The 10,824-nt window shown below is 68.0% G+C and carries 9 protein-coding genes; 8 read left to right on the top strand and 1 reads right to left on the bottom strand.

Annotated features, from left to right (window positions below):
- Window positions 1-140: 140 nt before the first annotated feature.
- From ACPUER_RS34855 to ACPUER_RS34825, 7 genes are all read left to right on the top strand, one after another.
- Window positions 141-1,736, top strand: a complete 1,596-nt coding sequence (locus ACPUER_RS34855) for a sugar ABC transporter ATP-binding protein (protein WP_425133345.1) — start codon at window positions 141-143, stop codon at window positions 1,734-1,736.
- A gap of 27 nt (window positions 1,737-1,763) precedes the next feature.
- Window positions 1,764-2,789, top strand: coding sequence for an ABC transporter permease (locus tag ACPUER_RS34850; RefSeq protein WP_310134626.1), 1,026 nt, complete (start codon window positions 1,764-1,766; stop codon window positions 2,787-2,789).
- A 43-nt stretch (window positions 2,790-2,832) separates the two neighbouring features.
- The gene (locus ACPUER_RS34845) at window positions 2,833-3,744 is read left to right on the top strand and encodes a sugar phosphate isomerase/epimerase family protein (RefSeq protein WP_425133344.1); all 912 of its coding nucleotides are present in this window, start codon (window positions 2,833-2,835) and stop codon (window positions 3,742-3,744) included.
- A gap of 60 nt (window positions 3,745-3,804) precedes the next feature.
- A complete protein-coding gene (locus ACPUER_RS34840; protein ID WP_310134621.1) occupies window positions 3,805-4,818 on the top strand; it encodes a Gfo/Idh/MocA family oxidoreductase in 1,014 nt (337 codons plus the stop codon).
- 62 nt (window positions 4,819-4,880) lie between these two features.
- Window positions 4,881-5,807 carry a TIM barrel protein gene (locus ACPUER_RS34835; RefSeq protein ID WP_425133343.1) on the top strand — a complete coding sequence of 309 codons (927 nt, stop codon included), beginning with the start codon at window positions 4,881-4,883 and terminating at the stop codon, window positions 5,805-5,807.
- Window positions 5,808-5,852: 45 nt separating this feature from the next.
- Window positions 5,853-7,025 carry a Gfo/Idh/MocA family protein gene (locus tag ACPUER_RS34830; protein WP_425133342.1) on the top strand — a complete coding sequence of 391 codons (1,173 nt, stop codon included), beginning with the start codon at window positions 5,853-5,855 and terminating at the stop codon, window positions 7,023-7,025.
- A 292-nt stretch (window positions 7,026-7,317) separates the two neighbouring features.
- The gene (locus ACPUER_RS34825) at window positions 7,318-8,202 is read left to right on the top strand and encodes a MurR/RpiR family transcriptional regulator (protein WP_072444351.1); all 885 of its coding nucleotides are present in this window, start codon (window positions 7,318-7,320) and stop codon (window positions 8,200-8,202) included.
- A gap of 60 nt (window positions 8,203-8,262) precedes the next feature.
- Here the strand turns inward: ACPUER_RS34825 and ACPUER_RS34820 are convergent, their stop codons facing one another.
- Entirely contained in the window at window positions 8,263-9,783 is a 1,521-nt protein-coding gene (locus ACPUER_RS34820) for a CoA-acylating methylmalonate-semialdehyde dehydrogenase (RefSeq protein ID WP_175961617.1), read from the bottom strand.
- 110 nt (window positions 9,784-9,893) lie between these two features.
- On the opposite strand from ACPUER_RS34820, the gene ACPUER_RS34815 reads away from it, so the two are divergent.
- Window positions 9,894-10,824, top strand: a 931-nt coding sequence (locus ACPUER_RS34815) for a LysR family transcriptional regulator (RefSeq protein WP_425133341.1), incomplete at its 3' end; no start/stop codon positions are given.

Genomic DNA, 10,824 nt, shown 5'->3' with positions numbered 1-10,824 from the left:
CCGGTGGGTGGGGTGGGGGGCGGTGACGGGGGCCCCCCCCACCACAACCCCCCCCCCCCCCCCCCCCCCGCGGGGGTTGCGGCGGCCCCGGGCCCCCCCCCCCCCCGCCCCCCCCCCCCGCGACTTGTCGAGGAACGTCCATGTTTACAGCCAGGATCGCGCGCCCGATGGCCGGCGTCGACGCGCCGGCCGCTTCATCCGGAGGATCGCCCGGCGCATCCGGATCGTCCGGTTCGCCGGCTTCTGCCGCGGCCGACTGCGTGCTCGAGGTGCGCGGCGTCGGCAAGTCCTTTCCCGGCGTCGTCGCGCTCGACGGCGTGCAGTTCCGCGTGCGCCGCGGCACCGTCCATGCGCTGATGGGCGAGAACGGCGCGGGCAAGTCGACGCTGATGAAGATCATCGCGGGCGTCTACACGCCCGATCAGGGCGAGATCCTGATCAACGGCGAACCCGTCGTGCTGAACGGCCCGCTCGATGCGCTCAACCGCGGGATCGCGATGATCCACCAGGAACTCAACCTGATGCCGTACATGACGGTCGCGGAGAACATCTGGATCCGCCGCGAACCGAAGAACCGTTTCGGCCTGATCGATCACGCGGAGTTGCGCCGCCGCACGGCCGCGCTGTTCGAGCGGCTGTCGATCGACATCGATCCGGAAACCGACGTGCGCACGCTGACGGTCGCGAGCCGGCAGATGGTCGAGATCGCGAAGGCCGTGTCGTTCGACTCGGACGTGCTGATCATGGACGAGCCGACGTCGGCGCTGACCGACAAGGAAGTCACGCACCTGTTCCGGATCATTCGCCAGCTGCGCGAGCAGGGCAAGGGCATCGTCTACATCACGCACAAGATGAACGAGCTGTTCGAGATCGCCGACGAGTTCTCGGTGTTCCGCGACGGCAAGTACATCGGCACGCATGCGTCGAGCGACGTCACGCGCGACGACATCATCCGCATGATGGTCGGGCGCGAGATCACGCAGATGTTCCCGAAGGAAGAGGTGCCGATCGGCGACGTCGTGCTGTCGGTGAAGAACCTCGGCGTCGACGGCGTGTTCCGCGACGTGAGCTTCGAGCTGCGCGCGGGCGAGATCCTCGGCGTCGCGGGCCTGGTCGGCTCGGGGCGCTCGAACGTCGCGGAGGCGCTGTTCGGCGTCGTGCCGGCCACGTCGGGCGAGATCCGGATCGACGGCAAGCCGGTGCGGATCGCGACGCCCGCGCAGGCGATGAAGCACGGGATGGCGTTCCTGACCGAGGACCGCAAGGACAGCGGCTGCTTCCTGAATCTCGACCTGCTCGCGAACATGGAAGCGGCGGTGCTCAGCAACCGCTACGTGAGGTTCAATTTCGTGCAGCAGGCGCAGTTGAAGCGCGACTGCGAGGAAATGAGCCGGATGCTGCGCGTGAAATCGCCCGGGCTGCACGAGGAAATCCAGAACCTGTCGGGCGGCAACCAGCAGAAGGTACTGATCGGCCGCTGGCTGCTCACGCAGCCGCGCATCCTGATCCTCGACGAACCGACGCGCGGCATCGACGTCGGCGCGAAGGCCGAGATCCACCGGCTCGTCAGCGCGCTCGCCGGCAAGGGCGTCGCGGTGCTGATGATCTCGTCGGAGATGCCGGAGGTGCTGGGGATGAGCGACCGCGTGATGGTGATGCACGAAGGGCGCATGACCGGCATCGTCGAACGCAAGGACGCCGACCAGGTCCGCATCATGGATCTCGCGTCGCGTTGAGCCGAAACAAGATTGGAGACAACTGAAATGGGCAACCTGAATCCGGTCGCGGACGCGCAGACCATGACAATCAAGGCGCGGCACACGAAGTGGCCGCCCGAGCTGAGCATCTTTCTCGTGCTGGTCGGCATCAGCCTGTTCTTCGAGATCGTCGGCTGGATCGTCGTCGGCCAGAGCTTCCTGTTCAACGCCGAGCGGCTCGAGATCATCGTGCTGCAGATGGCCGTGATCGGCATCATCGCGGTCGGCGTGAACCTCGTGATCATCACCAGCGGGATCGACCTGTCGTCGGGGTCGGTCGTGGCGGCTGCCGCCGTCGTGTCGGCGAGCCTCGCGCAGGTGTCCGACTTCCCGCGCGCGGTGTTCCCGCACCTGACCGACCTGCCTATCATCTGGCCGGTGCTGGCCGGCGTGTGCGTCGGGCTGCTGGTCGGCCTGCTGAACGGCTCGCTGATCGCGATGACGGGCATTCCGCCGTTCATCGCGACGCTCGGCACGATGGTCGCCGCACGCGGGTTCGCGAAGTGGTTCACCAACGGGATGCCTGTGTCGATGCTGACCGACCCGTTCGCGGCCATCGGCGCGGGCGCCAATCCGGTGATCATCTTTCTCGTGATCGCCGCGATCTTCCACGTCGTGCTGCGCTACACGCGCTTCGGCAAGTACACCTATGCGATCGGCGCGAACCGTCACGCGGCCGTCGTGTCGGGCATCAACGTCACGCGTCACCTGGTCTTCGTCTATGCGATCGCGGGCCTGCTGAGCGGGATCGCCGGCACCGTGACGGCCGCGCGCGCGATCTCCGGCCAGTCGGGCATGGGCGTGATGTACGAGCTCGATGCGATCGCCGCGGTCGTGATCGGCGGCACGTCGCTGTCGGGCGGCCTCGGCCGCGTGACGGGCACCGTGATCGGCGTGCTGATCCTCGGCGTGATGACGTCGGGCTTCACGTTCATCCGCATCGACGCGTATTACCAGGAGATGGTCAAGGGCGCGATCATCGTCGCGGCCGTGATCGCCGACCAGTATCGCAACAAGAAGAAGCGTCGCTGACCCTGCCTGTCCGACCGGAATCCGATATTGCCAAGGAACCCTGATGAAGATCGCACTGGACCCGTACATGATTCGCCACCTGCCGCTCGACCGGCTGCCGCACGCGGTGGCCGAGCTCGGCTACGACCAGATCGAGCTGTCGCCGCGCAGCGACTTCCTCGACTGGTGGGTGATGCCGCGCGCAACGCGCGAGCGCATGGCCGCGTTTCGCCAGGCGATGCGCGCGAGCGGCGTCGGCCTCGCGTCGCTGCAGCCGATGTACCGCTGGGCTAGTCCGTTCGAGGACGAGCGTCAATGGGCCGTGCGCTGCTGGAAGAAGGCGATCGAGGTCGCGGTCGAGATGGAGTGCGAGCTGATGGTGTCGGAATTCGGGCGCGGCGCGTCGCCGGAGCGCTCGGTCGGCGAGCGGCCGGGCGCGAACCCGAAGGAGCTGTGCGAAGCCGCGTGGTTCCGGTCGATGGACGAGCTGCTGCCGATGCTCGAACGCGAGGGCATCGTGCTGTCGGTCGAGCCGCATCCGGAGGACTGGATCGAGCAGCTGCAGCCGGCGATCGACATCGTGACGAACCTCGGCTCGCCGTCGCTGAAGCTGTCGTATATCGCGCCGCACACGTTCTACTACGGCGACGACATGGCCGCGATGATCGCGCAGGCCGCGCCGATCCTCACGCACGTGCGCGTGGCCGACACCTTCGACCACCGCAAGAGCAGCCAGCTTCGCTACATCGTGAACCCGCCGGGCTCGAACCAGATCCGCGTGCACCAGCATCTCGACATCGGGCAGGGCGAGATCGACTGGGACGTGTTTTTCCGCGCGCTCGGCGCCGCGGGCTTCGACGGCGTGATGTCGTCGTGCGTGTTCGCGTGGGAGGACCGCGCCGAGGCATCGTCGCGCTACATGCGCGACACGATCCAGCGCTACGTCGATCGTCATTTCGATCGCACGGCGCGCTGAACGATTACCGACCGGCGCGGCACGGGCCGCGCCGCTGATGAAACGACTGGAGACTCCCGGATGACCTTGCAAATCGGCGTGATCGGCTGCGGCGCGATCGGCCAGGACCATATCCGCAGATTGACCCGCACGCTGTCCGGCGCGCGCGTCGTGGCCGTCAACGACATCGATCCGCAGCAGGCGCGCGATGCGGTGACGAAATACGGGCTCGATGCCGAGATCTACGGCGACGGCCATGAAGTGGTCGCGGCCGCCGACGTGCAGGCCGTGCTCGTCACGTCGTGGGGGCCGACCCACGAAGCGTTCGTGCTCGACGCGATCGCGCACGGCAAGCCCGTGTTCTGCGAAAAACCGCTCGCCGTCACGGCCGACGGCTGCATGCGGATCGTCGAGGCGGAAGTCGCGCACGGCAAGCGGCTCGTGCAGGTGGGCTTCATGCGGCCGTACGACGAAGGCTATCGCGCGCTGAAGCGCGTGATCGACAGCGGCGAGATCGGCGCGCCGCTGATGCTGCATTGCGCGCACCGGAACCAGTCGGTCGGCGAGCGCTACACGACCGACATGGCGATCACCGACACGCTGATCCACGAGCTCGACGTGCTGCGCTGGCTGCTCGGCGAGGATTACGCAAGCGCGCAGGTCGTTTATCCGAAGAAGACGCGCCATGCGTCGGCACATCTCGCCGATCCGCAGATCGTGCTGCTGGAAACCGCGAGCGGCGTGCGCATCGACGTTGAGATCTTCGTGAACTGCCAGTACGGGTATGACATCCAGTGCGAGGTGGTCGGCGAGCAGGGCATCGCGAAGCTGCCCGATCCGCCGGCCGTGGACCTCAAGCGCGCGGCGCGGCAATCGGTCGACATCATGACCGACTGGAAGGAGCGCTTCATCGCGTCGTACGACGTCGAGCTGCAGGCGTTCATCGACGGCGTGCGGCAGGGTGCGCTGACCGGCCCGTCGGCATGGGACGGCTATGCGGCGGCGGTTGCTGCCGACGCGTGCGTGCGGGCGCAAAAGAGCGGCGCGGTCGAACCGATCGCGATGGCCGAGCGCCCCGCGTTCTACCGCGGCTGAACCGTGGCCGCGTCGCCACGACTCGTGCGGCCGCGCGCCGCTTACCTGACGGACTGACCGACATGACGATGAAGATGGGTTGCGCACCGTGCTGCTGGGGCGTCGACGACGTGAAGAACCCGCATCTGCCGCCGTGGCGGCACGTGCTCGCCGAGGCCGCGCAGGCCGGCTACTCGGGCATCGAGCTCGGGCCGTACGGCTATATCCCGCTCGAACTCGACGTGGTGAGCGCCGAGCTCGAGCGGCAGCGCCTGAGCATCACCGCCGGCACGATCTTCGACGATCTCGTGTCGCCGGAGAACCTGCCGAATCTGCTGCGCCAGACGCGCGAGATCTGCGCGCTGATCTCGCGGCTGCCGAAGCCGCCGACGCAGGACGGGCAGCGCCACGCGGCGCCGTACCTGGTCGTGATGGACTGGGGGCATGAAGAACGCGATTACGCGGCCGGCCACGCCGATCGCGCGCCGCGGCTGTCCGGCGAACGCTGGGCGCGGATGGTCGAGCACATCCGGCAGATCGCGACGATCGCGCGCGACGAGTTCGGCGTGCGCGCGGTGATCCATCCGCATGCGGGCGGCTACATCGAGTTCGCGGACGAAATCGACCGGATCGTCGCCGATCTTCCGGCCGACACGGTCGGCCTTTGTCTCGATACGGGCCACCTGTACTACTCGGGCATGGACCCGGAGGCCTGGCTGCGCCGCCATGCGGCGCGCGTCGACTACGTGCATTTCAAGGACATCGACAAGGCCGTGTACGACGCGGTGATGGGCGAGCACATCGCGTTCTTCGCCGCATGCGCGCGCGGCGTGATGTGCCCGATCGGCGCCGGCGTGCTCGACTACCGGTCGATCCGGCGCGCGCTCGACGACATCGGCTACGCGGGCTACATCACGATCGAGCAGGAGCGCGATCCGCGCAATGCGGGCACGAGCCTGCGCGACGTCGCCGCGAGCCGCGCGTTTCTCGCGTCGGCCGGCTTCGCATGAACACCCGCACTACCGAAACCCTGAACACGGACCAGGAACACCACCATGATTGACGGACAGATTCTGCTTGGACATTCGATTCGCTGGGGCATGGTCGGCGGCGGGCTCGGCAGCCAGATCGGCTACAGCCACCGGTCGGCCGCGCTGCGCGACGGCAGCTTCGAGCTGGTCGCCGGCGCGTTCGACATCGATCCCGAACGCGGCCGCCAGTTCGGCGTGAAGCTCGGCGTCGCGGCCGAGCGCTGTTATCCCGACTACGCGACGATGTTCGACGCCGAGGCGCGCCGCCCGGACGGCATTCGAGCGGTGTCGATCGCGACGCCGAACAATACGCACTTCGAGATCTGCCGCGCCGCGCTGAATGCGGGGCTGCACGTGGTCTGCGAGAAGCCGCTGTGCTTCACGACCGACGAGGCCGAGACGCTGCAGCGCCTGTCGGTCGAGAAGAACCGGATCGTCGGCGTCGCATACGGCTATTCGGGTCACCAGATGATCGAACAGGCGCGCGAGATGATCGCGCGCGGCGATCTCGGCGAGATCCGCATCGTGCAGATGCAGTTTGCGCACGGCTTCCACAGCGAAGGTGTCGAGGCCGCGAGCGCGGCCGCGCGCTGGCGCGTCGACCCGAAATTCGCGGGTCCGAGCTACGTGCTCGGCGACATCGGCACGCATCCGCTGTACATCTCCGAGGTGATGGCGCCCGAGCTGAAGATCCGGCGGCTGATGTGTTCGCGGCAGAGCTTCGTGAAGAGCCGCGCGCCGCTCGAGGACAACGCGTTCACGATCATGGAATACGACACGGGCGCGATCGGCTACGTGTGGTCGAGCGCGGTGAACGCGGGTTCGATGCACAGCCAGAAGGTGAGGGTGATCGGTTCGAAGGCGAGCGTCGAATGGTGGGACGAGCATCCGAACCAGTTGCGCTACGAAGTGCAGGGGCAGCCCGCGCAGGTGCTCGATCGCGGGATGGGTTACCTGCATCCGAATGCGTTGCGCGAGGATCGCATCGGCGCCGGGCATCCGGAAGGGCTGTTCGAGGCCTGGTCGAATCTCTATGCGCGCTTCGCGTTCGCGATGGACGCGGCCGATCGCGGCGACGCCGCGGCGCTGAAGGGCATCCGCTTTCCGGACGTCCACGCGGGCGTCGAGGGCGTCCGATGGGTCGAGAACTGCGTGCGTTCCGCCGACGCGGGCGGCGTATGGGTCGACTATCGCTGAGCAGGGCAGGCCGGATGCGGCGCACTGCGCGCCGCTTCGCGCCGGCCGTCGGCGTCGATAGTCTCGGTAGACGCCCTAATCTTTACGACGCCGCGAGAGCGTTGGACAATCGTTTCCAGTCTTGCCGTGGAGCGTGTGCAGGTGATGATCGAGCGCGTGGGAGCGAAACGCGCGGCGCGGGCCGTGCCGCAAACGTGATTAAATTCGCCCTTCATGCATGTATCCAGGTGAGCCTCGGGCCGCGTCCGTCAGCATTGCGCGCGCAGCGGGGCCGTCAACTTCGCGCTATCCGATGAGTTCATCCGAGAAACCTCCCGCCACCGTCGAGCAGTTCCTGCAGCACCTGACGCAGGAATACGACAGCCTCAGCAATCGCCTGAAGGTCATTGCGCGCCACGTGGAAACGCATCGGGACCAGCTGGGCCTGGAAGGCATCCAGTCGCTCGCGGAAGCGTGCGGCGTCCAGCCGTCGGCCGTCGTGCGCTTCGCGAAGCATTTCGGCTTCTCCGGCTTCTCCGAGATGCAGCGGCTGTTCCGCGAAGGGCTCGCGCAGCAGATCGCGCCGGGGCGCGCATACAACCTGCGGCTGCGCGACGTGATCGAATCGGGCTCGTCGAGCCTGCAGCCCGAGCAGATCGCCGACGAATTCATCAAGGGCAGCATTGCCGGGATGCAGCAGTTGCGGCAGACGCTCGACCCGCAGGCGCTCGCGCAAGCCGTCGAGCTGCTCGCCGACACGCAGGCGATCTGGATCGCCGGCTCGCGGCGCGCATTTCCGATCGCGGTGTATCTCGACTACGCGCTGCAGCACACCGACAAGCGCATCGGGCTGTTCAGCGCGCTCGGCAGCATGCATCTCGGGCAGATCCGGTCGGTGCGCAACGGCGACGTGATGATCGTCGTCTCGTTCATGCCGTATGCGGACGAGACCGTGCAGGTCGCGCAGCAGGCCGTGCAGCGCGGCGCGCGCCTGATCGCGATCACCGACAGCCGGATGAGCCCGCTCGCGCGGGAGGCCGAGGTGACGCTGATGGTGCAGGACAGCGAGACGTTCGGGTTCCGTGCGCTGACGGCCACGATGGGCCTCGCGCAGAGCCTGTTCGTCGCGCTCGCGTACCGGCTCGAACTGTCGTACCTGCCGACCGCCGACGGTGCGCACGGCAAGAAGGCCGGCTGACGCCTTCTGCCGGCGCACCGCCCGCCGATCGGTCAGGCGGGCGGCGCACCGGCCGGCTTCTTACTTCGCGGTCGGCATCGCGAATTCGGCACCCTTGCCGATGCTCGACGACCAGCGCTGCATCACCGACTTCTGGCGCGTGTAGAAGCGCACGCCTTCCTCGCCGTACGCGTGCATGTCGCCGAACAGGCTCTTCTTCCAGCCGCCGAAGCCGTGCCACGCCATCGGCACCGGAATCGGCACGTTGATGCCGACCATCCCGACCTGGATGCGCCGCGCGAATTCGCGCGCGATGCCGCCGTCGCTCGTGAAGCACGACACGCCGTTGCCGAATTCGTGCGCGTTGATCAGGTCGACCGCTTCGCCGAAATCCTTCACGCGCACGCAGCCGAGCACGGGCCCGAAGATTTCTTCCTTGTAGATCCGCATGTCGGGCGTCACGTGATCGAACAGCGTGCCGCCGGTGAAGAAGCCTGCCTCGCGGCCCGGCACGCGCAGCCCGCGCCCGTCGACCACCAGTTGCGCGCCTTCGCTCACGCCTTGCTCGATATAGCCTTCGATGCGCTTCAGCGCTTCGCCGGTGACGATCGGGCCCATCTCGACTTCCGGTTGCATGCCGTCGCCGATCACCAGCTTGCGTGCGCGCTCGGCGACTGCCGGCACGATCCGGTCGGCCACGTCGCCGACCAGCACCGCGATGCTGATCGCCATGCAGCGCTCGCCGGCCGAGCCGTACGCGGCGCCGATCAGCGCGTCGACCGCCTGCTCGAGGTTCGCATCGGGCATCACGACCAGATGGTTCTTCGCGCCGCCGAGCGCCTGCACGCGCTTGCCCGACTGCACCGCGCGCTGCTGCACATAGGCCGCGATCGGCGTCGAGCCGACGAAGCTGACGGCCTGCACGTCCGGGTGGTCGAGCAAGGCGTCGACCGCGCCCTTGTCGCCCTGCACGACGTTGAACACGCCGGCCGGCAGCCCGGCCTGCGTGAGCAGGTCGGCGATGAACAGCGCCGCCGACGGATCGCGCTCGCTCGGCTTCAGCACGAACGTGTTGCCCGTCGCGATCGCGACCGGGAACATCCAGCACGGCACCATGCACGGGAAGTTGAACGGCGTGATGCCCGCGACCACGCCGAGCGGCTGGCGCATCGTCCAGTTGTCGATGCCGGTGCTGACCTGGTCGGTGAAGTCTCCCTTCAGCAGCTGCGGCACGCCGCATGCGAATTCGACGATATCGATGCCGCGCGCGACTTCGCCCTGCGCGTCGGAAAACACCTTGCCGTGCTCGGCCGTGATGATTGCCGCGAGCGTGTCGCGGTGCTCGTTCATCAGCTGCAGGAAGCGGTGCAGCACGCGCGCGCGACGGATCGGCGGCGTCTCGGCCCAGGCCGGGAACGCGGCGTTGGCCGAAGCGACGGCCCGCTGCACTTCGCTGTCGTCGGCAAGCGCCACGCGGCGCACCGCGCGGCCGAGCGCCGGGTTGAGGACGTCCTGGAAGCGGCCGCTGCGGCCGGCGACGGGCGCGCCGTCGACATAGTGGCCGACGTCGGCGTCGGACGTGTACGCGGGAACCGGATTCATCGTGTCTCCTGGGGATGAGGGGGGGAACGGAACCTAGTCTAGGGAAACCGGCAGCGCGGGAGAAGGCCGCGAAACTTGATTCACTGTTCAGAATTCTGAATAATCGACGAATGAATCAGCAAAATGTCCAGGCGCTCTGGCCGCATATCCATTCGCTGACGGTGCTGGCCGCGACCGGCAGTTTCACGGCCGCCGCGCAGCGGCTCGGCATCAGCAAGGCCGCGATGAGCCAGCGCATTGCCGATCTCGAGAAGGCGGTCGGCGTGCCGCTCGTGCGCCGCACGACGCGCAGCGTGCGGCTCACCGATGCGGGCCAGACGCTCGTCGATAGCACGCGCGACGCGTTCGAGTCGATCGGGCAGCATTTCGCGCGCGTGAAGGACCTGGCCGGCGAACCGCGCGGCCTGCTGCGCGTGACGGCGCCGGTCGCGCTCGGGCGCCAGCAGGTCGTGCCGCACCTGCCCGATTTCCTGCGGCAGCATCCGGGCGTGCACATCGAGCTCGACCTGTCGGACCGGCTGCATTCGCTGACGCAGGAAGGCTTCGACCTCGCGATCCGCCATACGACCACCGCGCCGCAGACCCACGTCGCGTGGAAGCTGTGCGACACGCGCTCGCTGCTCGTCGCGAGCCGCGACTACCTCGACGCGCGCGGCGCGCCGCGGCACCCGAGCGAACTCGTCGATCACAGCTGCCTGTGTTACCTGCGCGACAACGAACCGGCCGTGTGGAGCTTCGAGCCGGACGGCCGGCGCCGCCAGCGCGTGAGCGTGCCGGTGCGCGGCAGTTTCGCGGCGAACAACAGCGAGGCGATGCGCGAGGCCGCGCTCGGCGGGCTCGGCATCGCGCTGCTGCCCGATTTCAGCGCGCGGCGCGATCTCGACGCCGGCCGGCTCGTCGCGCTGCTCGACGGCTGGCGGCCGTCGGGCGCGTTCGGCGACCACATCTTCGCGATCCGTCCGTACAGCCCGGTCGTGCCGAGCGCGGTGCGCGCGCTCGTGCGGCACCTGCGCGAACGGCTCGCGGGCGGCTTCTCCGGCG

The organism is Burkholderia sp. DN3021, assembly GCF_049805555.1.
Classification (GTDB): domain Bacteria; phylum Pseudomonadota; class Gammaproteobacteria; order Burkholderiales; family Burkholderiaceae; genus Burkholderia; species Burkholderia pyrrocinia_C.
Note: the sequence above shows the minus strand (reverse complement) of the source record. Positions and strands in the feature narration are given on the sequence as shown.

Coding starts and splice junctions, on each gene's coding strand:
- ACPUER_RS34855 (WP_425133345.1), top strand. CDS start 141: ATGTTTACAGCCAGGATCGCGCGCCCGATGGCCGGCGTCGACGCGCCG.
- ACPUER_RS34850 (WP_310134626.1), top strand. CDS start 1,764: ATGGGCAACCTGAATCCGGTCGCGGACGCGCAGACCATGACAATCAAG.
- ACPUER_RS34845 (WP_425133344.1), top strand. CDS start 2,833: ATGAAGATCGCACTGGACCCGTACATGATTCGCCACCTGCCGCTCGAC.
- ACPUER_RS34840 (WP_310134621.1), top strand. CDS start 3,805: ATGACCTTGCAAATCGGCGTGATCGGCTGCGGCGCGATCGGCCAGGAC.
- ACPUER_RS34835 (WP_425133343.1), top strand. CDS start 4,881: ATGACGATGAAGATGGGTTGCGCACCGTGCTGCTGGGGCGTCGACGAC.
- ACPUER_RS34830 (WP_425133342.1), top strand. CDS start 5,853: ATGATTGACGGACAGATTCTGCTTGGACATTCGATTCGCTGGGGCATG.
- ACPUER_RS34825 (WP_072444351.1), top strand. CDS start 7,318: ATGAGTTCATCCGAGAAACCTCCCGCCACCGTCGAGCAGTTCCTGCAG.
- ACPUER_RS34820 (WP_175961617.1), bottom strand. CDS start 9,783: ATGAATCCGGTTCCCGCGTACACGTCCGACGCCGACGTCGGCCACTAT.